General features: G+C 42.1%; 17 protein-coding genes. 12 read left to right on the plus strand and 5 right to left on the minus strand.

The window, feature by feature from the left end; genetic code table 11:
• Nucleotides 1–60: 60 nt before the first annotated feature.
• From LH29_RS21405 to LH29_RS21420, 4 genes are all read right to left on the minus strand, one after another.
• Nucleotides 61–1,608 carry an arylsulfatase gene (locus LH29_RS21405; RefSeq protein ID WP_045033370.1) on the minus strand — a complete coding sequence of 516 codons (1,548 nt, stop codon included), beginning with the start codon at nt 1,606–1,608 and terminating at the stop codon, nt 61–63.
• Between the two features lie 79 nt (nt 1,609–1,687).
• Nucleotides 1,688–2,914 (minus strand): bifunctional 3,4-dihydroxy-2-butanone-4-phosphate synthase/GTP cyclohydrolase II, encoded by a 1,227-nt coding sequence (locus LH29_RS21410; protein ID WP_045033371.1) that lies wholly within the window; start codon nt 2,912–2,914, stop codon nt 1,688–1,690.
• Between the two features lie 93 nt (nt 2,915–3,007).
• Entirely contained in the window at nt 3,008–5,368 is a 2,361-nt protein-coding gene (gene pbpC / locus LH29_RS21415) for a penicillin-binding protein 1C (RefSeq protein WP_045033372.1), read from the minus strand.
• A 12-nt stretch (nt 5,369–5,380) separates the two neighbouring features.
• Nucleotides 5,381–10,903 (minus strand): alpha-2-macroglobulin family protein, encoded by a 5,523-nt coding sequence (locus LH29_RS21420; protein WP_045033373.1) that lies wholly within the window; start codon nt 10,901–10,903, stop codon nt 5,381–5,383.
• Nucleotides 10,904–11,134: 231 nt separating this feature from the next.
• Here LH29_RS21420 and LH29_RS21425 point away from each other — a divergent pair, with 231 nt between their 5' ends.
• From LH29_RS21425 to nifJ, 12 genes are all read left to right on the plus strand, one after another.
• Nucleotides 11,135–11,731 carry an NAD(P)H-dependent oxidoreductase gene (locus tag LH29_RS21425; protein WP_045033374.1) on the plus strand — a complete coding sequence of 199 codons (597 nt, stop codon included), beginning with the start codon at nt 11,135–11,137 and terminating at the stop codon, nt 11,729–11,731.
• Nucleotides 11,724–13,616, plus strand: coding sequence for a monovalent cation:proton antiporter-2 (CPA2) family protein (locus LH29_RS21430; RefSeq protein ID WP_045033375.1), 1,893 nt, complete (start codon nt 11,724–11,726; stop codon nt 13,614–13,616). The genes LH29_RS21425 and LH29_RS21430 overlap by 8 nt, the downstream gene beginning before the upstream one ends.
• A 318-nt stretch (nt 13,617–13,934) precedes the next feature.
• On the plus strand, nt 13,935–14,312 hold the full coding sequence (locus tag LH29_RS21435) for a SoxR reducing system RseC family protein (RefSeq protein WP_262485572.1): 378 nt from the start codon (nt 13,935–13,937) through the stop codon (nt 14,310–14,312).
• A 3-nt stretch (nt 14,313–14,315) separates the two neighbouring features.
• Entirely contained in the window at nt 14,316–15,182 is an 867-nt protein-coding gene (locus LH29_RS21440; RefSeq protein WP_045033377.1) for a Fe-S cluster domain-containing protein, read from the plus strand.
• A 6-nt stretch (nt 15,183–15,188) separates the two neighbouring features.
• Complete coding sequence (gene rsxC / locus LH29_RS21445; protein WP_045033378.1) at nt 15,189–16,520, plus strand: electron transport complex subunit RsxC; 1,332 nt, start codon at nt 15,189–15,191, stop codon at nt 16,518–16,520.
• Nucleotides 16,521–16,598: 78 nt separating this feature from the next.
• Nucleotides 16,599–17,576 carry an RnfABCDGE type electron transport complex subunit D gene (locus LH29_RS21450; RefSeq protein ID WP_045033379.1) on the plus strand — a complete coding sequence of 326 codons (978 nt, stop codon included), beginning with the start codon at nt 16,599–16,601 and terminating at the stop codon, nt 17,574–17,576.
• The gene (locus tag LH29_RS21455; protein WP_198152544.1) at nt 17,563–18,180 is read left to right on the plus strand and encodes an RnfABCDGE type electron transport complex subunit G; all 618 of its coding nucleotides are present in this window, start codon (nt 17,563–17,565) and stop codon (nt 18,178–18,180) included. The genes LH29_RS21450 and LH29_RS21455 overlap by 14 nt, the downstream gene beginning before the upstream one ends.
• A gap of 9 nt (nt 18,181–18,189) precedes the next feature.
• On the plus strand, nt 18,190–18,774 hold the full coding sequence (locus tag LH29_RS21460; protein ID WP_045033380.1) for an RnfABCDGE type electron transport complex subunit E: 585 nt from the start codon (nt 18,190–18,192) through the stop codon (nt 18,772–18,774).
• Between the two features lie 11 nt (nt 18,775–18,785).
• Nucleotides 18,786–19,358, plus strand: coding sequence for an electron transport complex subunit RsxA (rsxA, locus tag LH29_RS21465; protein WP_045033381.1), 573 nt, complete (start codon nt 18,786–18,788; stop codon nt 19,356–19,358).
• Nucleotides 19,359–19,504: 146 nt separating this feature from the next.
• On the plus strand, nt 19,505–20,686 hold the full coding sequence (locus LH29_RS21470; protein ID WP_045033382.1) for an ATP-binding protein: 1,182 nt from the start codon (nt 19,505–19,507) through the stop codon (nt 20,684–20,686).
• 63 nt (nt 20,687–20,749) lie between these two features.
• Entirely contained in the window at nt 20,750–21,199 is a 450-nt protein-coding gene (locus LH29_RS21475; RefSeq protein ID WP_082063894.1) for a four helix bundle protein, read from the plus strand.
• A gap of 67 nt (nt 21,200–21,266) precedes the next feature.
• Nucleotides 21,267–24,830 carry a pyruvate:ferredoxin (flavodoxin) oxidoreductase gene (gene nifJ / locus LH29_RS21480; RefSeq protein ID WP_045033383.1) on the plus strand — a complete coding sequence of 1,188 codons (3,564 nt, stop codon included), beginning with the start codon at nt 21,267–21,269 and terminating at the stop codon, nt 24,828–24,830.
• Nucleotides 24,831–24,885: 55 nt separating this feature from the next.
• Here nifJ and LH29_RS21485 read toward each other — a convergent pair whose 3' ends face one another.
• Entirely contained in the window at nt 24,886–26,154 is a 1,269-nt protein-coding gene (locus tag LH29_RS21485; protein WP_082063895.1) for a serine hydrolase domain-containing protein, read from the minus strand.
• Nucleotides 26,155–26,351: the final 197 nt, after the last annotated feature.

Consider the following 26,351-nt stretch of genomic DNA (forward strand, 5'->3'; position numbering starts at 1 on the left):
GGGATTTCTTTTCGTAAATAAACAAAATAGTTGAATGAAGTTTTTTCGTAATCCCGGTTTTTAATCCTCGTCCACTCCTTTATACTCTGATCTCCAGGTATTCATTAACTCATTTGGGGTTCGCTCGTCAGTTGGGTAATTCGGACTGTACAATAAAGTCTCCGATCTCTGAACCAGCTTTCCATTCTTTACAAATCCTTCTCCCCTTTCACTTAGATGATCAACCATCTTTTGGCGCCAGTTTTCTGTTATTTCCAAATTTGAGGAAGAAAGGTCGAATTGTTCTCCCGGATCAGTTTTCAGGTTAAAAAGCTGCTCTTTTCCGGTTCTGAAAAACCAGATATATTTCCAGGCACCATCAGTTAAAGCACACCAGTAGTTCTCTTCACTGTAGGTTGTTGCATGTTCCAAATCGATGTAATTTCTCCATGCATTATGCGGATTTTTTATCAACTGGAGAACGGAAAGGCCATCCATATCGTCGGGAATTTCTGCTCCGGCTGCATCTAAAAATGTTGGGAGAAAATCGCGCAGTTCGGTAACCTGTTCCAATTTTGTTCCGGGCGCTGATTTACTTTTGAGAGATTCAGGCCATTTTATAATAAAGGGAATATTGGACGAACCTTCGTAAGCATAGGTTTTGCGCCAGTGGTAATGGTCGCCCAACATGTCGCCATGGTCGGATGTAAAACAAATAAGCGTGTTTTCGTATATCCCTTTATCTTTTAGCGTTTGAATGATCTTTCCAACCATCTCGTCAATAAAGGTGATGCTCGCATAATAATGTCGTCGGCTTTCAATGGCATGATCAACTCCAAAATCTCCAAAAGCGGCGTCTTTTCCACCTTCCAAACCTTCGTATTGTTCGTCCCACTCACCTGTATACGGTGTCGGAATCTGAACATCTTTATACAAATCGAGAAAACGTTGTGGCGGGTCGTACGGACTATGTGGACGAGCAAATGATACTTTTAGAAAAAGTGGTTTATCCTGATTGTAATTTTCGATTAATTCAACAGCGGTTTGGCCGGTCCAGTATGTAGGGTGTAATTTTTCGTCGAGCTGATAAACTCCTGAACGGTGTTCATTCCAACCTATTCCCGTTTTATCGGGATCTTCGCCGGGGGCCTGCAGTTTAAACCAATCGCGATAATCACTAACAAAACCATCCTGTTCAACACGGCCACTTTCATCAACCAGCGTTCCGTGAAATCCGTGCAAAGCTTTTTGCGGAAACCAGTGCATCTTACCAATTCCAAACGTGTAATAACCGGCTTCGCGCAACATACGTGGCATTTCGTATTTATACTTGCGGGCTACACGGCCATAACCTAACATACCGTGGTGCCAGGGCGACAAACCAGTAAGCAAACCCGCCCGTGCCGGTGTACAACTGGGCACCGATGAATAGGCGTTTACAAAGGTAGCACCTGCTTCAGCAAGCCTATCAATATTGGGTGATATTACGGCAGCATTGCCCATGCAGCCCAGTGCATCGGCGCGTTGCTGATCGGTAATAATAAAAATAATGTTGGGTTGTGTTCCTTTTTCAGCAGCATTGAGTGCCGCTACCATTACCAAAAAGGCAATTACAAATAGATGTTTCATAGATTAGATTTATACTACAAATCTAATCATGAAATTTCATCTATCAAGACAACTTTGTAAAATATTTACAAAGTGCAAATTATCTATCGTAGTTAAATTTTCGAAGGTGATGCCCCATTCGGTCGCGTTTGGTTTTCATGTAACGCTGATTATGCTCGTTTGGAGCAATTTCTATGGGTACAATTTCGGTAACTTCCAAACCATAACCTTCTAAACCAACACGTTTTACCGGATTATTGGTTAGCAAACGCATTTTGGTAACACCAAGATTACATAAAATTTGCGCTCCCACGCCATAATCACGTTCGTCGGCTTTAAATCCAAGATGAAGATTGGCTTCAACGGTATCCATTCCCTGGTCCTGAAGCTTGTAAGCAGCAATTTTATTGAGTAGCCCAATGCCTCGTCCTTCCTGCATCATGTAAACGATAACACCTTTTCCGGCTTTTTCTATCATTTCCATCGAGCTATGCAGCTGATCGCCACATTCGCAACGCATGGATCCAAATATATCGCCGGTCATACATGAAGAGTGCACGCGAACCATAATAGGCTCGTTTGGCTCCCACTCGCCTTTTATCAAAGCAACATGTTCGGCACCATTCGATTTCTGACGGAAAGGAACGATTCTGAAATCGCCGTAATCGGTTGGTAAAGCCACTTCTTCACCTCTTTCAATCAGACTTTCGCTCTGGAACAGGAAAGAAATCAGATCTTTTATGGTAATCAGCTTCAGCTTATGTTTTTGAGCAAACTCATACAATTGTGGCAAACGGGCCATTGTTCCGTCGTCGTTCATAATTTCAACCAGCACACCCGAAGGTTTTAAACCGGCTAAACGAGCAAGGTCAACAGCAGCCTCGGTGTGTCCGGTACGGCGCAACACCCCACGTTCCATAGCTTTTAAAGGAAAAATATGCCCCGGTCGGCCCAATTGTTCCGGTCGGGTTTTTTTATCAACCAGCATTTTAATGGTAATTGCCCGGTCGGCAGCAGAAATTCCCGTAGTTACTTCTGGATGAATTGCATCAACCGAAACGGTAAAAGCCGTTTCATTGGCCGAAGTGTTTTTACCCACCATCAATTCCAGCTCCAGTTCCTTGCAACGGTCCTCTGTTAATGCTACGCAAATAAGGCCGCGAGCCTGCGAAGCCATAAAATTTACGATTTCAGTGGTGATCAATTCCGAGGCGACAATTAAATCACCTTCGTTCTCTCTATCTTCATCATCAACAACAATTACCATTTCACCTCTCTGTATAGCAGCTATGGCTTCAGGAATTGTGTTAAGCTTAATATCTGTCATATCTGTCCTTTAAATCAGCCGCAAAATTACAAAGTTTTCTGAAACGGTTTCATGACTTTTTGATATCATTTGCGTGAAATAACATTAACTACACTAAGGATTAACCACAAGAAAACGTTTTGTGAGAATATTTCCAAGATTATCGCTTACGCTAAGGGTGTGCCATCCCGGCTCCGGCCGAAGCTCAAACTGATGAATATTTTTTGTAATTCCCAGAAAATCATCGTCCAGATACCAGTAAACATCAACATTAGTTAAACGGTGTGCCAGCTCAACAATTAACTTACCTTTGGTTCCATCCAGTTCTACCGGAATAAAAATCCGGTTCCATTCTCTCGGATAAATAAAATCAAGTTGCTGTTGATTTTCTGTACAACCGGGCATTAGCGGGGGCAAAGTTGCATAAAGTACATTCTCTCGTTTGTAATAATATTCCATTGATGGCGGGAGGACAAACCAGTTTTTGTGCACCATTTTTGATACCGGATAACAATTGGCGTTTACCCGGTGTGTTTGCTCTGCATTTAAATGAATACGCTGATGCCTCCGGCAAACACCAATTTTATTTCCTTGTGGAACAAGTATAGTCTTTCTATTTTCACAGTTTTCTCCGGGTAAGAAGCCACTTTCGCTGCAAACTTCAATGCTGTCCATTTCGTCAACAGGAGTCTCAAACCAGCTGGCATCGGGTAAAGTTGAAAACACATCAAACATTACCGGAGCGGCAGCCGACACGCCTGTTAATCCGGCCCGCCCTTCTCCATCGGCATTTCCGCACCACACAGCAACCACATATTTTGATGTAATACCAACTGCCCAGGCGTCACGAAATCCAAAACTGGTACCTGTTTTCCATGCAATTCTTTTCGAATGAGCAAACCGCTCCCAGCCACTTTCAGTCTCGGGCCGCGTTACTTCTAAAAGAGCCTTAAACGTTGAATATATTGATGCTGACCGAACAACCGGTTGTTTCAATTCTGATCCTTGCTCTGCATTTTCATTTTCATGCCAAATTAAAGGGGTAAAAGGCATTGAAAGATATAAACCGTCCTGGTTATTGTAAGTATCTAAAATTGTTGCTAAAGAGGCATACATTCCGGCAAGGTCCCAAAGTTTTACTTCAGCACCCCCCAAAATCAGTGATAGTCCGTAATAATCGGAGGACTGATACAAGGTTGACATTCCGGTTTGTTTCAAAAAGGAATAAAAAGGTGCTACGCCAAATTCGCGTAATAAATGCACGGCAGGAATGTTTAACGACCGTGCTAAAGCTTCTTCTGCAGGCACTGCTCCATTGTATTGCCGATCGAAATTCATAGGGGTAAAACCGCCAAAACGTATCGGGATATCAGGTACCAACATGCCTGGCAAGAGCATGCCATCGTCCATCATTTTACAATACAAAAACGGCTTCAGAATACTACCTGTACTTCTGGGTGATTGTATAACATCTACAAAATTTCCGTGATCCAAACTATCAATGGAAAAAGTATTTCCCACATAAGCCAGTACTTTTTTTGATGGTATTTCAGCCACCAAAACAGCCATATTGTTTATGTAGTTGGCTTTTAAACGCCTCTGGTGTTTTCGCACAACCTGTTTGGCCCGGTTTTGAATTACGCTATTAATGGTTGAACGTGTTCGCTGTCCCTTTCTTTCTTCATTCATCATTTCCGTAAAATGATAAGCCGGATTTGGCAAAGCATTTACTTTTTCAGGCAAAGATTCAGAAATTGCCAATTCGAAGGTCATACTGTCGATTTTTCCGACTTCCAGTAGTTTTTCTAAAAGGCGATCACGCTTCTGCTTCAGTTTATCGTCGAGCCGGCCGGGATAAATTAGCGAAGGAGCATTGGGAAGCACTGCTAAAGTGGCCGATTCGGCCCAGGATAATTGTTCGCTATCGCGGGCAAAATATCGCCACGATGCCGCTTCAATACCAACAACGTTTCCGCCAAAAGGTGCATGTGATGCATAGAGTTTCAGAATTTCGGCTTTTGAATAACGCAGCTCGATGTGTAAAGCCCAAAAAACTTCAATCAATTTATTTTTCAGGCTTCGTTTTCTATTTCCACGTGCCAGTCTGCTCACCTGCATGGTAATGGTACTACCACCACTTACCACTTCACGGGCTTTTATATTTTGAACCATCGCACGTACTATCGATGCCAGATTTACACCGGGATGATGATAAAAATGCTTGTCCTCAAACTGTAATACACAAACTTCATACTTATACGGAATACTATCGTTAGCAGGGAAACGCCACTGTTCGTCATCCGAAATTCGTGCCCCCAATAAATCGCCATTGCTGCTTTCTACAACCGTTGAATAGGAAGTTGTAAACAACGGGCTTGGTATAAAAAGGCCACCAAGCAAGAAAAGGACAAGTATTGATAAAAATCCAATACTTCCCCATTTCCAAAACCGTCTGTTTTTCAGAATCTTTACCAAAGCACTGAACTATTATTTTACAACAACCATTCTACCGGCTTTTCTTGCGTTTACTGAATTATCATACATGGCCTCGCAACTTACCGGAGGTTGATAAAACTGACCTTTGTAGGCCGCATTTAAATAGAATACAAAAGATTTCTGCTCATTCATATCCAGGTCAAAATAGGTGTAAATCCGGTCATCGCGAATATCCTGGTACTCAAAATTCGATTCCTCTCCCGGAACATCACCAATGCGTTTATTCAGAATTTCCCACCCCGATGGTATTAACGTTGACAATACCATTTCTTCATAATCAACACGTTTACCCGGATGTTTTACGGTAACTTCCATTCTGAAATCACTACCCTGCTCAATGCTTTCGGGATTAATTTCCTTGTTTGCACTATCCAGGTACTTCACATTCATCACCAGATTCGCTGAAGAAGAAACAGAATCGATACCCGACGGAACTCCTTTTGCCACAACTCTTACATAAGTTGCACTACTTCCTTTGTTCTCATATTCAACATTAACTTTATCCGCAGTACCATTCTCCACCGGAATTTTAACTACCGGTATTTTTGTGCGCAATTGATGCTTCTTACCATTTAGCGTAAGTTCGAATGCGGTTTCGTTACCATCGGTATAAAATTCTTCCGAAAAGCGCGCTGCCGCGTATAAACACCATGCAGCCGTTTGTGTACTCAGCCAGTCACGGCTGTTCAACTCATCAGATATCGACTTTAACATTTCGAAAGCATTTTCCTGATCCTTAAGCAAGGTTAATGCATCAAGCAGCATGGCTTTGTCGCGTAACGACGATCCGAAAGTTCCTCCAAACTCGATATAATCTTTTACTTCGGTTGTTAAGTTAGCAACCAGTTGCTCTGCGGCATCCTTTTTTCCTGCCAAAATATAAGCCGAAGCCAAACGCCAGCTAACATCTGAGGCTTTACTGCCTTTTTCGCGCAAACGGTTCATCGCCCCCATGTCAGGATTTCCGGCCAAAGCTAAAGTATACAAACGATACGCTTGTGTTAAGTCGTAGTTTCGTAATTGCGAATAATGCGCGAAATATTGATTTCCTTTCCAGTTTCTGGCCTCCGATTGCTGATAGCGCAGCCATTTATCTTTTAAGCCAAATGGAAGTGAATAACCGGCCTTTTCGGCCATAAGAATAAAGTGCCCGACGTAATTTGTTGCCCAGCTGTTTACGTAAGCCGATCCGGGCCAGTAGCTAAATCCGCCACTACCTAATTGGAACGACTGCAATTTTACAAGCGCCTTACGCACATTGTCCTCTATCGCCAGTTTCTGGTCGGCGGTTAAATCGGTTAATTGTCCCAGGAACAATTGCGGGAAAACCGAAGAAGTAACCTGCTCTACACAACCGTGAGGATATTGTATCAGATAATCCAAATGTTTTGACAGGTTCAATGGAGGGAATCCTGAAATTTCAATCCAGGCTTCATTTGTTCCCGGCGTTCCGGGCGACTGCAAATTACAAGTCCAGCTTTGGTTACCGGGAACCAGTTTTGCATCTTGTTTCACAACCTCTAAATTCGGATTCCGCACGTCAACCTCCACCTCATAAGTGGCGCGTTCGTTGCCCGATTTTGCTTCAACAACAATTTTCCCAACGCCAATATCGTCCTTTACCTTTAATTTAAAGAAGGTCATTTTATCACCAATTTCAGTAAACTGAATGGAGTTCTCTTTCTCGCCTACAAGCTCAAACAGCTCATTTGTTTTTACTGAAACTGAAACATTTTTCACATGATCTTTCATGGCAAATACATCAACAGGAAGATCAAATGTTTCTAATGGCGCCAACATTCGGGGAACCGTGGCCAGCAACATCAATCCTTTACGCACCGGCACCAAAACTTCTTCGGCACCATATGCGCCCTGGTTTCCGGCCACAACCATCATCCGAACCGCACCAACATAATTTGGCATTTTAAATTCATGCTTTTGGGTTTTTCCTGCCTCAAGCGTAAAAGGCCCGGCAAACTGCACTACCGGTTTAAAACGGTTGGCTTCCTTTTTATCTGTCTCTACCAAACTGCCATCGCCACCAACAGCAAAGGCTTTTTCAAGACGCGCACCATACGCTCCAACCACATAATCGTACATATCCCAGGTTTTAACGCCCAATGCTTCACGCTGATAAAACGAGTAGTGCGGATTTGGGGTTTTATAATTGGTTAAGCCCAACAATCCTTCATCGACAATGGCCAGTGTGTAAGTCATTTTTTTGCCGGCTTTTTCCGACACTTCCACTGTATAATTTGTTTCCGGTTCAATTTCCTTACTGGTTTTAATCTGTGGCTGAAGAATGGTTTCCGGGTCTTCAACTTTAACCGGAATTATACCGTAAAGCCTTAAAGGAGCATCATTTCCCGTGCTTTCATAAGCCTGAATCAAACTTACATTCACATAAAAATTGGGTGCCATCTTTTTATTGGCTTTTAGCGTAAAACGTGTTTCCTTATCGGTCGTTTCTACCCAAAACATATCAATTACTTCGGTTCCGTTTTCAAGACTTACCAATGCTTTCCCGGCTTTCGACGATGGAATAATTACTTCAATATCATCGCCAACATTGTATTTTTCTTTGTCGGTACGAACACTAAGCATAGTAGCCCCCTGCTCCATACCATCAGAACGCCAGCTTCCCCATCTCGACATGTAGAAAGTTATTCCGGTAGCATGCCCCGAAGTTTTGTCTTTCACCCACAAAAAGTACCGGCCGTTATCTTGCCAGTTGTTGTATTTTACATTGAGTTTAATTTTTGATTTATGTTTGGCATCCGGAATATTCCAGTTACTCACCGGCTGATAATACCTGCCTGAGACGTAATGCGCCAGATTCTCAGAACCCGACTCCCACCACCAGCGCCAGTTGATTTTATATAGTCTTACTTCGAGATCATCACCTGATACTGCTTTGCCGTTTTTATCTACCGTAACAATCTCCGGTAAATAATCGGTATCGGTGGTATACCAGTTATCATCCGATTCGGGCATTCGCACACCAACATACGATTCGAAAGGAGAATATTTGGCACTGCTTATTGATGTACTAAAATCGCCTCCACTTTCGAACACCCGCGAAGTAAACCATACATTCAGCATTCCGGGAGCATTATCCAATCCTTCCAATACAAAAGGAACTTTTGCTTTTCCGGTTTCATCCAGTTTCCCATCAAAAACAGTTTGCTCTTTTTGTGCATAACCAGATGCAGGGTCGGTAAACGAATAGTTTTGATAATCTTCAAATGTTGTATTGGTTTTGGCCAGCGATACTTCAACTTTTGCCTTTAACGATTTTGCCGGGCTACCGTGCAACCAACTTGCTGTAATTGGTACTACATCATTACTTTCATCTAGCACTTTGTCTTCCGGCAGATCGAGGTCAATTTTTAAGCGGTTGGGTTTTATGGTTTCAATTTTTACCCGTTTTGAAAACCGGCTGTTGCCAACCTGCACTTCTGCACGCCAGTTGCCGGTTGGTGCATCTTTTTCGCTAGTTGTTGTTAATTGATAAAAACCATTTTCATTGTTGGTTACCACACGTCGTTCTACCTGCTGGTCTTTTGGGTTAATCAGACTAAAAATTACAGGATGATTCCCGGGGCGGTCAGCATTTGTTTCCAGGATAAAATTGAGAAACAGCGTATCGCCGGGGCGCCAAACATCGCGTTCGCCATAAATAAATCCTTTCATTCCATCGGTTATTTCCTGTCCTGAAACATTAAAATTACTTACCGATAGCGAAGTTCCATCATCCAAACGTAAATAGCCAAACTGATTTCCTTTATGAGCAATCAACAAGAATGGCTTTTTCTTTAAGTCCACTTCTGCCAATCCCCGAGAATCAGTTTTTACTCGTTCAATTAGCTGATGTTGAAAATTATATAGCTTCAAATCCACATCGCTTTCCGGAGCTGTGTTTAACAAATTAGAAACAGCAAAAAACATCCGGTGATCTTTTCCTTCTTTGGCAACAATTCCCAATTGCGAAGCCATAATATTTTTGCTCACAAACCGGTCGTAATTGTAATATGAAACATGACAAGGATTATCGCGTTCGCGCCAGTTGTAACCATCAGGATAATAGTAATTGCTATACCAACCGGGCGTATCCCAACTGGTTTTATAGTCTTCCTCCCGGCTTAAATCTGTTTCATGCAGGCTTTCTTCCGTTTCGTTATCGGGGCAATTGTACAACGAATATTCTTTTCGAAAACGCAACTCCACTCTGTAAATGGCTCCCTGCTCAATATCGACCATTTTGGCCAGATCAATTTTAAAGGTGTTCCAGTTGTTATAATTAATCGGTTCATCAGAATACAGATCAACCTTTTTTTCGTACACCAAACGCCCAACTTGTTTTAAGTTTTCGTCTCCGTCAATGCTGTTCTCCTGAAAAAACTGCGCTACATTATCTTTAAAAATCTGAATGATCCGAACATCAACGGCATTTAAACTTATGGCTTCAAAAGGAAAAATCATCGATTCGCTTTGCGGAACAATTACACCTTTACCCAACAACCTCACCTTTGGCTCGGCATTGGTAAATTGTAATAAAAAATTCTCACCCGACTTCAAGCGCGCATAATTGCTACTTTTAATTCCTTCGTGAACGGTTAGATTTACTTCACCGATAATTCTTTTATCAATCCAAACTTTAAGCAGGTTGCCATCCAATTCAACCCGCAGGTTCTTATTACCTTCAAGTTCTACTAGTCCCGTAAGGTCCTGTGTTTTTAGTAATGCGTCAGAAAATCTTATAGTAACACATTGTTCAGGTTGCTGCACTACATTGGCCTCAAGCACTTTAAAATCACTTAACGACGGCACTTCAAGTTCTTTCATTCCCTTTTCATCCACATCCAGCGAACCACCATCCCAGCTGACTTGCAGTTGACCCGACTCATCCTCTTTGCGTTGAATACTATCGACGGTAAAAAAGTGTTTACGTCCGCCTGTTTCATGGTTCCATGTTACGGGCAACTCTTCACCATCCAATCGGGTTGTCAGCATATTTTCAACAGCCAGTGCCTCGGCTACGTCGGCGGTTAAAATATAACCGTTTAACTGCATCTGAGTAGCACCAATATCTTCGTAATTCTTTAACCCTTCAACCGTAACTGTAAACGATTGAGGTACCGTTGAAAACCGGAATGGCATTTCCTGCAAATCGTTTTTAACATCCAATACTTTGCCCAGGAAAAAACTGGCTTCGTATTCAGTGCCTTGTTTTAACGGCTCTGAAGACCGAAACTCAAAAATCCGATCTCCAACTTGCACGGTTTCGCCCTTTATCTCCGGTTTAAATTCAAAAAGTTCGCCTGCCGGGCCGTCCAGCTCCACTGGTTTGGTAAGGTAAACCGCAATTGTTGTTCTACTGGAAATTACACCACTCGTGTATGCCTGAACGTAATGAGCAAACTCTGCTCCGGGATCAGCTTTTGTTTTGTTCGATTTTTTGCATGAAGCTGCAACGAGAAGCAAAAAAAACAAGGGGACAATAAACTTTTTCACTTTTTGGGTTTTATGATTTCATATTAAGATGATAAAAATAAGAAATTTGTAACCACTTCTAAACTTTTGGTTATTTATGTTTCATCTGTTTAATCGTGTTTATTTATTTTCGTAACAGATGCAACCCGCCATGAATTTTAATCATTCTGTTTTGTAAATTTTAGAATATCAAAATTCATGTTCGTTTCATAATTTTATTCATTAAATTGGGAAAAAAAACAGTTCAGGCAAATGAAAAAAATACTAATACTTTTTGCACATCCGGCTTTTCACAAGTCGCTCATAAACAAAACGCTAATGGAAGCTATTAAAGATCTGGATGGCGTTACAGTTAATAATTTGTATGAAAAGTATCCCGATTTTTTTATTGATGTGCCTGTTGAACAAAAACTGCTAACCCAGCACGATATCATAATCTGGCAACATCCGTTTTACTGGTACAGTGCTCCGGCTATTATCAAAGAATGGATGGATTTGGTGTTGCAACATGGCTTTGCTTATGGTACACACGGACGGGCTTTGGAAGGTAAATGGGCCATGTCGTGCATTTCAACAGGCGGAAGAAAAGAAGTATACAGTGCCGAGGGGAAAAACCGGTATACCATAAACCAGTTTTTAGCACCTTTTATACAATCGGCCAGTCTTTGCCGGATGGAAAACCTCCCGCCTTTTGTAGTGCACGGTTCAAATACCCTAAGCAGAGATGACATAAAAAAATTTGCCGACGATTATCGTAAGGTTATAACTCTGCTTCGCGACAACGAGATCGATTCGGAACAACTGAACACAATGGAGTACATGAACGAAATAATTAAGCACGATGCATAATCAGGAATTCTTTTTAAACGCATTAATTTACCTTGGTGCAGCAGTAGTTTCTGTTCCAATCGCCAAAAAACTGGGTCTTGGTTCGGTGCTGGGTTACCTGCTTGCCGGAATTATTATCGGACCATTTGTGTTACGATTGGTGGGCAACGAAGCCGGAGAAGTGATGCATTTTGCCGAGTTTGGCGTTGTGCTTATGCTTTTTATTATCGGTCTGGAACTGGAGCCCAAACTATTGTGGAAAATGCGGCGATCTATTTTTGGACTCGGGGGATTACAAGTTCTTCTTACCGCAGGAATAATTACCGGAGTAGCTCTTTTACTCAACTTCCAGCTAAACAGGGCGGTGGCAATCGGGCTTATTCTTGCACTTTCGTCAACAGCAATTGTATTACAAACTTTAAGCGAAAAAGGATTAATGCGCAACATTGCCGGGCGATCGGCTTTTTCGGTTTTATTGTTTCAGGATATGGCGGTTATTCCAATACTTGCATTACTACCAATTATAGCCACTCTGGGGACACCGGCCGATCTTTCGGATACATCGATAAACAGTATTGGACAGGTTGCACAATTGCCCGGCTGGCTGCAATTATTAATTATTATTGGAGCGATTACCGTATTGGTTATTATTGGCCGGTTTGCTGCCCGCCATATTTTTCGTCTGGTTGCCGAAACCGGTTTACACGAGGTTTTTGTAGCACTGGCCCTGCTAATGGTTATTGGAACTGCTCTTGGTATGGATGCCATTGGATTATCACCCGCACTTGGAACTTTTATCGCCGGCGTTGTTCTGGCCGACAGCGAATACCGCCACGAGCTGGAAACAACCATCGATCCGTTTAAAGGATTACTGCTGGGACTCTTTTTTATTTCTGTGGGAGCCGGCATCAACTTTAACCTGCTTATCGAAGATCCATGGGTAATCATTCTGTTTGTGCTCCTTCTTATTTTTATAAAGTTTGTGGTTCTGTTGATATTGGGCAGAATATTCCGGCTTAAAAAAGGTTTTGAGTTTCTTTTTGCATTTCTGTTGGCACAGGCCAGCGAATTTGCTTTTGTACTTATCTCTTTCTCGAAACAAAACAAACTGTTCGACGAACAAACTTCGGGCATGCTTTTACTGGTAGTTACCTTATCGATGGCGATTTCGCCACTACTGCTAATTTTTAACGACAAAGCGGTGAGCCCTATTTTGGCGCGCTGGCAAAACAAACTGGAATACGATGATATTGAGGATGAAGAGACACCGGTAATTCTTGCAGGTTTCGGGCGATTTGGACTGACAGTTGGCCGTATTTTACTGGCAAACGGAATAAAAGTTACCATCCTCGATAATAATCCATCGAACGTTGAAACACTGCGTAAATATGGTTTCAAACTGTATTTTGGTGATATTACCCGCCCTACAATGCTCGAAAAAGCAGGAATTGAAAATGCCCGTTTGCTGATTCTTAGTATGGCCGAGCATGAAAACGCGTTGAAAGTGGCAGAGATTGTGCGTAAGAAATACCCGCATGTAAAAATACTGGCGCGTGCCAAAGATATTTTCCATGTGTTTGAATACCTGAATTTAAACATTAACAAAGTACAACGCGAAAACTTTCATTCGGCCGCCGAACTGGGAAACGACGCATTGATTGAACTGGGATTTTCGAAATACGAAGCCTACCGTGCCACACGCACTTTTAAACACCACGAAGACCAGGTTACAGAAGAGCTGTACCGACACTGGCTGGAAGACCAGGGTAAGTTTATTCAGGAAACCCGTCGTTTTGCAGAACAGGTAAAAGAAACCTTGCAAGCCGAAAAAAACTACTCCATTCATGAAACCGATTGCGCCTGGGATGTGGATTCGCTGAAGGATGAAGCTAAAAAGGAAAAGTAGATTCCTTCCGTTTTATTTAACAGAACAAAATTACACGGCTAAAGACGAAGTACACTTTAATTGCACAAACTCAAGCATTAAAGACTGGTTTACACTTTAAATCTGAACTTAAATTCAGAACGTATTTCCTTACTTTTTCGAACTAATTATAGAAAGGTTCGACAATCTAAATTAGACTACTTATAAATAGTCCTGTTTTCAGAAAAATTGTATTTCTGTCATTTCGAGATTCAATTTATTATATAGTTTTGCCATCTGCAAATAGCAAAATTTACAGCTACGGAATCTATAATTAGACATAAGGGATTTGTTAAAGCAATAAAAGATGCTTCGCTTACTGTGAATATTGTAAGCCAGTCGGCCTGCTCAACTTGTCACGCACAAGGCGCCTGTTCGGTTTCCGATTTCCAGGACAAGGAAATTGAGGTAAGCGAATACAAAGGCAGCTACAAAATTGGCGACGAGGTTACCATTCTTTTTAAACAATCAAAAGGTTTTACAGCACTTATCTGGGGGTATGTAATTCCGTTTTTTGTTGTGTTAGGCACTTTAATCATTGCACTTGAAGTTACCGGCGACGAACTAAAATCGGGGCTTCTCTCCTTATTCATTCTGGTACCATACTATATAACATTATATTTTTTTAGGCATTTATTAAAAAAAGTATTGAAATTCGAACTCGAAGAAACCAATTAAAACATGAGTATCACGGTTGTATATACAATTGTCACATTAGCCGTAATTGGCGCCGCAGCAGCGGTAATTCTATATTTTGTGGCACAGAAATTCAAAGTTATTGAAGATCCGCGCATCGACGATGTTGACGAAGCATTGCCGGGAGCTAACTGCGGAGGTTGTGGTTTTGCAGGCTGTAGAGCTTTTGCCGAAGCCTGTGTAAAAGCCAGCGAGTTGGGCGATTTAAACTGTCCGGTTGGAGGAAACGAAACCATGAGCAATGTGGCTTCTATCCTGGGGCTTGAGGCTGTTAAAAAAGATCCGCGTGTGGCTTACATTCGTTGTAACGGAACCTGCGATCACCGCCCGAAAACCAGTAGTTTCGATGGAGCAACTACCTGCGCCATCGCATCATCGGTTTACAGTGGCGAATCCGGTTGCCAGTTTGGCTGTTTGGGTTACGGCGATTGTTTCGATGCCTGCGATTTTGATGCTATTGTTATGCATCCCGAAACCGGAATTCCGGAAATTATCGACGACAAATGTGTGGCCTGCGGAGCATGTGTTGACGCTTGTCCGAAAGACCTTATTGAGTTGCGCAAGAAGATGCCTAAAAACCGAAAAGTGGTGGTATCGTGCCGCAACCAGGATAAAGGTGGCGTAGCTCGCAAAGCTTGTAGTGTTGCATGTATCGGTTGCAGCAAGTGTTTCAAAGAATGTCCGTTTGATGCCATTACCATGGAAAACAACCTGGCATACATTGATTCCGACAAGTGTAAACTGTGCCGCAAATGTGTGGCCGTTTGCCCAACAGGTGCCATCATCGAAGAGAACTTTCCTCCACGGAAAGTAAAACCAGAAGAAAAAAAAGAAACTGAACCAGTAAATTAATACAGGATGTTGAAGACGTTCAAAATTGGCGGAGTACATCCTCCCGAAAATAAGTTATCGAAAGATAAAAAGATTGAGGTACTGCCACTTCCAAAAACAGTGTTTATCCCGGTAGCTCAGCACATTGGTGCACCGGCTACTCCGGTGGTAAAAAAAGGCGACGAGGTAAAAGTAGGACAGGTAATTGCGCAAAGCAGCAGTTTTGTTTCTACAAATATCCATTCATCGGTTTCAGGAAAAGTTACCAAGGTTGATTTCTCAGCCGACAGTTCGGGTTATCCGAAGCAAGGTATTTTTATTACCGTTGAAGGCGATGAGTGGGTGGAAGGCATCGACCGCTCGGAAGATTTGGTTAAGGAAATTTCTGTTGACGGACCTGAAATCGTTAAAAAGATTCAGGAAGCCGGAATCGTAGGTTTGGGTGGTGCAACCTTCCCTACCCACGTAAAACTGGTGCCGCCAAAAGGAATGAAAGCTGAAGTGCTGTTGATTAACGGCGTGGAATGCGAACCTTACCTGACTTCGGACCACCGTTTGATGCTTGAAAAAGCCGACGAGATTATGGTGGGAATCCAGTTGCTGATGAAAGCAATGGGCGTTGACAAAGCCGTTATCGGTATTGAAAACAACAAGCCCGATGCCATTAAACTGCTAAATGAAAAATGCGCTGACTATAACGGAGTGAGCGTTCAGGCGCTTAAAGTACAATACCCGCAGGGGGGTGAAAAACAACTCATCAACGCGGTAACAGGAAAAGAAGTTCCTTCGGGAGCTTTACCAATTGCAGTTGGTGCTGTGGTAAGTAATGTAGGTACTGCTTTTGCAGTTTACGAGGCCATTCAGAAAAATAAACCATTGTTTGAGCGCGTAGTTACCGTAACCGGAAAAGGCGTTGAAAAACCATCGAACTTTATGGTTCGTGTTGGTACTGCTACCTCCGAGTTGATTGAAGCTGCCGGCGGTCTTCCTGAGAATACAGGAAAGATTATCAGTGGTGGCCCTATGATGGGACGCGCCATTGCATCGCTCGATGTTCCGGTAACAAAAGGGACTTCAGGACTTCTTCTGATGCAGGAAGAAGAAAGTAAACGTGAAGAGATACAAGCATGTATTCGCTGCTCGCGTTGTACATCGGTTTGCCCGATGGGACTGGAACCTTACCTGCTGATGACATTAGGTGAAAAACAAATTTTCGAGCGTGCAGAAAACGAACGCATAATGGATTGTATCGAGTGTGGCTCATGCAGTTACACCTGTCCATCAAGCCGTCCGTTGCTCGATTATATCCGTTTTGGAAAAGGGAAAGTTGGAGCGATGATTCGCTCACGTAAAAAATAAAAATCAAACCAAATGTCATGCTGTCCGTCAACCGGCGGATTGAAATGACAAGAAGAAAGAAAAACAAACAACTGAGTAATGAGTAAATTATTAACAGTTTCACCATCACCGCACGTTCATTCGAGCGAATCAACCCAGAAGATTATGCTTCGGGTGGTATATGCGATGATTCCGGCCATGATCTGGGGTATTTATATGTTTGGCCTCGATGCCGTTCGGGTTGGATTAATTTCAGTCCTGTCCTGTCTGGCTATCGAATTCCTCATTCAAAAATATGTAATGAAGGTAAAACCTAGTCTTACCGACGGTTCAGCCTTAATCACAGGTGTACTTTTAGCATTTAATGTGCCGGTAAGTCTGCCATGGTGGATCATTATAATTGGTGCTATTGCTGCCATGGGAGTTGGCAAACTGTCGTTTGGCGGTTTAGGATCAAACGTGTTTAACCCGGCTTTGGTAGGCAGGGTATTCCTGTTGATCTCGTTCCCGGTGCAAATGACATCGTGGCCCGTAACCCGAATGATGGACGTTGATGCTGTTTCGGCAGCCACACCACTTGCCATTATTAAAGAAGGTATTAAAAACGGTATTCCGGTTTCACAACTTCAGGGACTGCCCAACTTATCCGACATGGCCATTGGTTTCAACCACGGTTCAATGGGCGAAATATCAGCGCTGTTGCTGGTTCTTGGAGGCCTTTACATGCTTTGGAAAAAAGTGATAACCTGGCAAACGCCGGTATCGATTCTACTTACTGTTTTGGTGGTTTCGGGTATTTTCTGGATGATAAATCCTGAAATGTATGTAAACCCGGTTTACCACATATTTACCGGAGGTTTAATGTTGGGAGCCATATTTATGGCCACCGATATGGTAACTTCTCCAATGACCGGAAAAGGACAACTGATCTACGGTTTTGGAATTGGTTTGATCACCATCTCCATTCGTATGTTTGGCGCTTACCCCGAAGGTATTTCGTTCGCAATTCTGATTATGAATGCGTTTGTGCCACTAATTAACATGTATGTTAAACCTAAACGTTTTGGAGGACAGTAAAATGGCAAAACGAGAATCGAGTTTTACAAATATGGTGGTAACACTGGTTTTAGTAACCGGTATTGCTGCAGCTGCCCTGGGGTTTGTGTACGATTTCACAAAAGGACCTATCGAAGTGGCAAAGTTAAAAGCACAAACCGAGGCAATTAAAACTGTATTGCCCGAGTTTGACGAGTTGGGAGAAAGTATGGTGCTCAGCCCCGGAGAAGGACAAGACTCACTGGAATTTTTCCCTGCCTATAAAAATGGCGAACTGGTTGGAACAGCCATAAAAACCTATACAAAAAGTGGTTTCAGCGGATTTATTTCCATAATGGCCGGTATTGATAAAGACGGCAATTTTTCGGGTTACTCCGTGTTGGAACATGCCGAAACACCCGGTTTGGGTTCAAAAATGGATGTTTGGTTTAGCAACCCGGAAAAACCAAATCAGTATGTGATTGGTAAAAACCCGGAGACAACCAAATTTTCAGTTTCGAAAGATGGAGGAGACATTGACGCAATTACTGCCTCTACCATTAGCTCTCGCGCATTTCTTGATGCATTGAACAGAGCATACAGTACTTATAAAGACAATAAAACCACCGGAGATTCCGGACAATAATTTCGTGTTATGAATCAGTGGAAAAACTTTTCAAAAGGCTTCTTAAAAGAAAATCCGGTATTTGTATTGTTGCTGGGAATGTGCCCTACCCTGGGTGTTACCTCGTCGGCAATTAACGGTCTGGGCATGGGTCTGGCCACTACTTTTGTATTGCTGATGTCGAACATTGTGGTATCGCTGGTAAAAAGCGCCATTCCTGAAAAAGTGCGTATTCCGGCATTTATCGTAATTATAGCCACGTTTGTAACCATTGTGCAACTTACTATGCAGGCCTTTGTTCCTGCGTTGTACAAAAGCCTCGGTTTGTTTATTCCCTTAATCGTGGTAAACTGTATCGTACTGGGTCGTGCCGAAGCTTTTGCCTCGAAAAACAATGTTGGTTCTTCAGCCATTGACGGACTTGGCATTGGACTCGGGTTTACATTCGCACTGGTTTTACTGGGAGGTATCAGAGAAATTCTGGGAAGCGGTAAAATCTTTAATATTACCATTTACCCCGAGAACTACGTAACCCTTGTATTTGTGCTGGCACCCGGAGCATTTATTGTTCTTGGTTACCTGATTGCATTAATCAACCGAATGAAAAAGAATTAGGAGGATAAAAGATGAACTATTTAGTAATTGTAATAGGCGCCATACTTGTAAACAACATTGTTCTAATGCAGTTTTTGGGAATTTGCCCGTTTTTGGGTGTTTCCAAAAAAGTGTCGACCGGTATTGGTATGACCGGCGCCGTTGCCTTTGTAATGATTCTGGCAACCATTGTAACTTACCTGATACAAAACTATGTGCTTGAAAAATTCGGATTAGGATTTTTGCAAACCATAGCCTTTATTTTGGTAATCGCTTCGTTGGTGCAAATGGTGGAAATTATTCTAAAAAAAGTAAGTCCTCCACTCTACCAGGCGTTGGGAATTTTCCTGCCGCTTATTACAACCAACTGTGCTATTTTAGGTGTGGCAATTCTTACTGTGCAAAACGAATTTAACCTTTTGGAAGGCGTTATTTTTTCAACGTCGCATGCCATCGGTTTTGGACTGGCACTGATCATCTTTGCCGGTATTCGCGAGCACCTCGATCTGCAAGATGTACCAAAAGGATTAAAAGGTACTCCAATTGCATTAATAACTGCAGGTATTCTTGCAATGGCTTTTATGGGATTCTCTGGCTTAGTGTAAGTTAGTTTTAGATTAACCCAATATTAACCATTTATGATTTTTGTCATAGAGACAAAATAAACATGCACGCCTTACACAAATTTATTAAATTTGCTATGTAGAGATTACAAAATCTACAAACTCAATTTAATCTAAAATCGTAAACATTGGAATTTTTTCAACAAGTACATAAGTCATTACTTCAGGGTTCAAAAGATACCATCCAGAGAGAGCTGATGAACAATATCGATTGGAACGAAAGGCTTATCTGTATCAAAGGATTCAGGAGTGTTGGAAAAACAACATTTTTGCTCGACTATATAAAAGCGCATCACCCCGACAGCAACGATGTACTTTATCTTAACCTGAATAATTTTTATTTCACAAAACGCAAAATCAGTTCATTTGCCGACGAATTTGCAAAACGCGGAGGGAAATTACTTCTGCTCGATCAGATACAAAAGTACCCCGACTGGTCGGCCGATTTGCGTAAATGTCTGGATGAAATTCCTGACCTGAAAATTATTTTCACATCGTCGCCGGTACTGCGTATTACCGAGGATAACCCTGATTTGGAGGGAATGGCTACCATTTACCACCTCGAAGGTTTATCGTTCCGCGAGTACCTGAATCACGAAACAGGAAGCAATTTTACAACATACACCCTTGAGGAGATACTGAAAAACCACATTGAAATTGCACAAAAAGTGGTCGATCAGGTAAGACCTCTGGCGTATTTCGACGATTATTTACGTCATGGTTATTTCCCCTACTACATTCACGATCCGAATTTTTATATCGACAAGTTGTTAAAGAATATCAACCTGGCATTGGAGATTGATGTACCATACATCAACCAGATTGAATTTAAATACCTTCCAAAACTCAGAAAGCTGCTGCACATCATTGCTTCAGAAGCGCCTTTTACTCCGAATGTTAGTAAATTAGCAAGTTCAGTTGAGACGTCGCGTGCAACCATTATGAATTACCTGAAATATTTGAAGCACGCCCGACTGATTAACCTGCTTTATGAAAACGGCGGAAGTGATGATGACCAGATGAAGAAGCCGGACAAAGTGTACATGCACAATACCAACCTGCTAAACGCTATTGCTCCGAATAATTACGATAAAGCCACGGTAAGACAAACGTTCTTTTACAACCAGGTTGGCTATGTATGCCAGTTGGCGAAATCGCCGGCTGCCGATTTTTGCGTCAACGGAAAATACAAATTCAATGTTGGCGGACGAAAACTAAAACCTGAAAAAGGAATTTATGCTGCCTCTGATGTAATCGAGGTTGGCCAGGGAAATAAAATTCCATTATGGCTCTTTGGATTCCTGTACTAGATACTGGATTTTGGATACTGGATACTGGATATCGATAAAATAGATTATAACTGAATAAAATAAATGTCTTATAAGAAACTTGAAATATGGCAATTGGCAAATGAACTGGTAATTAAGGTTCATAAAATGACCATGGAAGAACTGCCGGGTTTCGAGTTATACGAAGAAGGCAGTCAGATAAGACGTTCATCGAAATCTTCTAAATCGCAAATTGTTGAGGGTTATGGAAGAAGAAGATATAAAATGGATTTTTTACGATTTCTAACGTATTCAATTGCATCGAATGATGAAACAATCGACCACCTGGAGAACCTTTTTAATACAGGATCTCTGAAAAACGAAAAATTATATAGCGAATTAAAAAACTTAGCAAACTTATTGGGCAGAAAGCTAAACAACTTTATTAGTTCAGTGGACAAACACCACAACACATTAGCAGAACCAATTGAAGATTATTATACAAATTTTGAAAATCAAACATCAAGTATCCCGGATCAAGAATCCAGCATCTAGAATCGAGGATCAAGCATCAAGAAGAAAAATATCAATTTCAATCTAAATAAATTAAAGACGAATAAAGATGGCAAAACAAAAAAAGATGGTAACATGTGACGGAAACTACGCCGCAGCGTATATGAGTTACATGTTCAGCGAAGTCGCCTGTATTTATCCGATCACTCCGTCGTCAACCATGGCAGAGTACGTTGATGAATGGGCTGCTTTTGGAAAGAAAAATATGTTTGGTCGCCCAGTACGTTTGGCAGAAATGCAAAGTGAAGCCGGTGCTGCCGGTGCTGTTCACGGAGCACTGCAATCGGGTGCCTTAACTTCTACTTACACTGCATCACAGGGTTTATTATTAATGATCCCTAACATGTACAAAATTGCAGGTGAGTTATTACCAACAGTATTTCACGTAAGTGCACGTGCCTTAGCCGGTCACGCATTATCAATTTTTGGCGACCACAGCGACGTTTACGCTGCCCGTCAAACTGGTTTTGCAATGTTGGCTTCAGGTTCGGTACAGGAAGAAATGGACCTTGCAGGTGTTGCACACTTGGCAACATTGAAATCAAGAGTTCCTTTCCTTGCTTTCTTCGACGGATTCCGTACATCACACGAAGTTCAGAAAATTGAAGCAATCGACATGGAAGACATGAGACCATTGGTTGACCAGGAAGCAATTCAGGCATTCCGCAATCGTGCGTTAAATCCTGAAAATCCTGTAACCCGTGGTACAGCTCAAAACCCTGATATTTTCTTCCAGGCAAAAGAATCAGCAAACAAATACTACGATGCAGTTCCTGATATCGTTGCTGATTACATGGACCAGATCAGCGAACTGACAGGTAGAAAATACCGTCCTTTCACTTACTATGGTGCACCTGATGCTGAAAACATCATCATTGCTATGGGTTCGGTTACCGAAACCATTAAAGAAACTATCGACTACCTGGCAGCTCAAGGCAAAAAAGTAGGTTTAATGTCGGTACACCTGTTCCGTCCATTCTCATCAAAATATTTTGTTGAAGCATTACCTGATACAGTAAAACGTATTGCTGTATTAGACCGTGCTGCTGAGCCGGGAGCAAGTGGCGAGCCTTTATTCCTTGATGTTCAGTCGCAATTCTACGGAAAAGAGAATGCACCTGTTATTGTTGGTGGTCGTTACGGTTTAGGATCAAAAGATACTACTCCTTCTCAAATTCTTTCGGTATACGAAAACCTTGAAATGAATGAGCCAAAAGGCAACTTCACAATCGGTATCGTTGATGATGTGACTTTCAAATCACTACCGTTGAAAAAAGAGATCAACATGACTCCGGAAGGAACTTACCAGGCTAAATTCTACGGTTTGGGTTCTGACGGTACTGTTGGTGCTAACAAAAACTCGATTAAAATTATTGGTGACGCAACAGATAAATATTGTCAGGGATACTTCCAGTACGACTCGAAAAAGTCGGGAGGTTTCACTTGTTCACACTTACGCTTCGGGGATAAACCAATCCGATCAACTTACCTTGTTACTACTCCTGACTTTGTTGCTTGTCATGTTCCGGCATATGTAAATATGTACGACGTGCTGAAAGGCCTGAAAAAAGGTGGTTCTTTCTTGCTGAACTCGATTAACGATGCAGAAGAGACCAAAAAACAGTTGCCTGATGCAATGAAGAAATATTTGGCCGAAAACGAAATCAACTTCTACATCATTAACGGTACTAAACTGGGTGAAGAGATTGGTTTGGGAACGCGTACCAACACCATTATGCAATCGGCTTTCTTTAAAATTACTGAGGTGATTCCTTACGAACTGGCTGTTGAGAAAATGAAAGCGGCTATCGTAAAATCATACGGTAATAAAGGAGAGCACATTGTAAACATGAACTACGCAGCGGTTGACGCCGGTGGTAAAAACGTAGAAAAAGTTGACGTTCCTGCTGAATGGAAAGACATTGTAATTGCTGATGATGCAAGTGCTGATGCCGATCGTCCGGAATACATTACCAAAGTGGTTGATGTGATCAACGCTCAAAAAGGTGATGACCTTCCTGTTTCTACTTTTGCCGGATCAGAAGACGGTCAGTTCCCACTTGGAACAGCAGCTTACGAAAAACGTGGTATCGCAGTAAACGTTCCTGAATGGCAGTCAGAGAACTGTATTCAGTGTAACCAGTGTGCTTACGTTTGTCCTCACGCAGCTATTCGTCCGTTCCTGATGACAGAAGAAGAAGTAGCTGCAGCACCTGCAGGTACTGAAACAAAAACTGCAACTCCTGCCAAAGTATTTGGTGGATTGAATTTCCGTATCCAGGTATCGCCACTTGATTGTACAGGTTGCGGTAACTGTGCCGATGTTTGTCCATCGAAAGTGAAATCGCTTGTAATGAAGCCACTTGCAACACAGCAGGCTGAAGTTGGTCGTTGGGATTTCATGGACAAAAAAGTTACGGTTAAAGAAACTGTTGTTGACAAAACAAAATCAGTTAAAAACTCACAGTTCGCTCAACCATTGTTCGAGTTCTCGGGAGCTTGTGCAGGTTGTGGTGAAACTCCATACATTAAACTGATCACTCAGCTTTACGGCGAGCGTATGATGGTTGCCAACGCTACAGGTTGTTCTTCAATCTATGGTGGTTCTGCTCCGTCAACTCCATACTGTAAACACAAAGAGTCGGGTCATGGTCCTGCCTGGGCTAACTCACTGTTCGAAGACAACGCCGAATACGGTTTTGGTTTCTCGGAGGGTGTTAGCGCACAACGTAGCCGCATTGCCGACATTATGACCACTGCCCTTTCAAATGGTGCTTCAGACGCTGAGAAAGAAGTATTTGGCGAATGGCTGGATAATAAAGACAATGCAGAAGGTTCTGTTGTTGCTTCTAAAAAAGTTCTTGATGTTATTGCAACAAGCGACAGCCAGTATGCAAAAGACATCCTATCGTTGAAACAATACCTGGTTAAAAAATCGATTTGGGTATTTGGTGGCGACGGATGGGCATACGACATCGGTTACGGTGGTTTAGACCACGTAATGGCAAGCGGCGAAGATGTAAACGTATTGGTAATGGATACCGAGGTTTACTCTAACACCGGTGGTCAGTCGAGTAAAGCTACTCCTGTTGGAGCAGTTGCTAAATTTGCTGCATCAGGTAAAAAAGTACGTAAAAAAGACCTTGGCGCTATGATGATGAGCTACGGTTACGTATACGTTGCCCAAGTAGCCATGGGAGCTAACCAGTCGCAGTACTTTAAAGCACTGAAAGAAGCTGAGGCTTATCCGGGTCCTTCTATCATTATCGCTTATTCTCCATGTATCAACCACGGATTGCGTGCCAGCATGGGACGTACCCAGGAAGAGGAGAAAAAAGCTGTTGAGTCAGGATACTGGCACCTGTTCCGCTACAATCCGCTGTTGGAAGAAGAGGGTAAAAACCCATTCCAATTGGATTCGAAAACACCTGAATGGAACAAATTCCAGGACTTCCTGAACGGCGAGGTTCGTTATACTTCATTGAAGAAATCGTTCCCTGCTGAAGCTGATGAATTGTTCGCAGCTGCTGAGGTTAACGCAAAATGGCGTTACCAGTCGTACGTACGTATGGCAGCTATGGATTATTCAAAACCTGAAGAAGGAGAAGAATAGAAATTATTCGAGCTATATAGAAAAGCCGCTTCGTTTTGAAGCGGCTTTTTTTGTACTAATTTGTTAATGCTCTAATCCTTTTTCTCCTTCGCCTTAACCGAACAACAATAAACACGGTCCAGAACGTCCCTGCAACAATCAAAATAACACCGTATGGAAAAAAGTCGAAAGCTGATATAACCGAATATGCATTTAGTTCTCGAAGCGAGATTTTCACCAAATCTTTAAAAATGGCTTCAGAACAATCATGTTTCATCTCATTGATTGTAGCAACAACAGTTAGCTTAACATTTGGCAGATAGGCCATATATGTTGAAGTCCCGATATTGGCTCCACTATGTCCGTATGCCAGTTTCCCGTTAGTGTAATCCCTTTTGTAGCGCTGAACTCCCAATCCATAACCGGTCATATTTCCATTTGGCATAAAAGTTACAAAGTCCAGCATCTCATCCAAGGTTGCTTGTTTCAAAATTTTCCCTTCAAAAAGAGCCCTGCTCCAAACTGCGAGGTCCTTAGCAGTAATAAAAATACCACCTGAACCATAGGTTATACTTTCGTGCGCTGCCCGCGGAAGAAAAGTCACATCAAGATAAGAACCATCGTTATTCCAGTTATCTCCGTAAACATGAGCCTGATTTTCAGGAATCACCTCTTCTATGGACAAGTAGGCATTAGAAATATTTAATGGCTGCCAGAACTGCTGTTCTAACTCCGATGACAGACTTGTATTTGTTATTTTGGTTATGATCATTGCCAATAGTAGATAATTAGTATTGGAATACCGAAATCGCTCTCCCGGTTCAAAATAGGGTTCTTTAATGTACGACAGCACTTCTTCCGGCGTCCATACCTTATCCCTGTCCTTTTTCAGGTCGTCCCAAATTTGCTGGTTACTCCAGAACATGTAAATTCCACTGGTATGATTTAGCAGTTGCCTGATTGTAATACTGCTGTTTATATGCGGATATTCCGGCAACCATTTCGACAAAGGATCATCGAGAGCCAACTTTTCTTCCTCAACCAGTTTAAGAGTAAGGGTGGCAACAAAACTTTTGGTTATGCTTCCAATGGCAAAAAGCATATCGGGTTTAATAGTAACCGTATCGTGCGATATACCACTTGTGCCAGTCCATACTTTGCCATCAGGAAAAATTAAAGCGGCCGATGCTCCCTTTACATTGAATTTGTCAAGGTTCTGATCGAGTGCCTGCTGTAATTTTTCTTCCAGCGAAAGCTTGTTATTATTCTGCCAAGAAATGGAGAAAATAACCACTACCAGTAACATCAAAAACAGGTTGATTTTGTTGACTTTCGGAATTTTCATTATTTGATTCGATTATTCCCTGCCTGCCATATTACGTTTTCTACTATGCATTGTTTCATTCATTTGTAACTGACTGTCGCTAACTATACCCAAAAAAGCCGCTCCAGGTGAAGCGGCTTTCAAAACCTAATACAAAATCAGGTATTTTAAACTAATAAATTGTTTTTGTGAAAGATAGTATTATTGTCAGCAATGAA

The sequence above is a fragment of the Draconibacterium sediminis genome, assembly GCF_000949475.1.
In the GTDB taxonomy this organism is placed as follows: Bacteria; Bacteroidota; Bacteroidia; order Bacteroidales; family Prolixibacteraceae; genus Draconibacterium; species Draconibacterium sediminis.

Coding starts and splice junctions, on each gene's coding strand:
- LH29_RS21405 (WP_045033370.1), bottom strand. CDS start 1,608: ATGAAACATCTATTTGTAATTGCCTTTTTGGTAATGGTAGCGGCACTC.
- LH29_RS21410 (WP_045033371.1), bottom strand. CDS start 2,914: ATGACAGATATTAAGCTTAACACAATTCCTGAAGCCATAGCTGCTATA.
- LH29_RS21425 (WP_045033374.1), top strand. CDS start 11,135: ATGAAAAAAATACTAATACTTTTTGCACATCCGGCTTTTCACAAGTCG.
- LH29_RS21430 (WP_045033375.1), top strand. CDS start 11,724: ATGCATAATCAGGAATTCTTTTTAAACGCATTAATTTACCTTGGTGCA.
- LH29_RS21440 (WP_045033377.1), top strand. CDS start 14,316: ATGAGTATCACGGTTGTATATACAATTGTCACATTAGCCGTAATTGGC.
- rsxC (WP_045033378.1), top strand. CDS start 15,189: ATGTTGAAGACGTTCAAAATTGGCGGAGTACATCCTCCCGAAAATAAG.
- LH29_RS21450 (WP_045033379.1), top strand. CDS start 16,599: ATGAGTAAATTATTAACAGTTTCACCATCACCGCACGTTCATTCGAGC.
- LH29_RS21460 (WP_045033380.1), top strand. CDS start 18,190: ATGAATCAGTGGAAAAACTTTTCAAAAGGCTTCTTAAAAGAAAATCCG.
- rsxA (WP_045033381.1), top strand. CDS start 18,786: ATGAACTATTTAGTAATTGTAATAGGCGCCATACTTGTAAACAACATT.
- LH29_RS21475 (WP_082063894.1), top strand. CDS start 20,750: ATGTCTTATAAGAAACTTGAAATATGGCAATTGGCAAATGAACTGGTA.
- nifJ (WP_045033383.1), top strand. CDS start 21,267: ATGGCAAAACAAAAAAAGATGGTAACATGTGACGGAAACTACGCCGCA.
- LH29_RS21485 (WP_082063895.1), bottom strand. CDS start 26,154: ATGAAAATTCCGAAAGTCAACAAAATCAACCTGTTTTTGATGTTACTG.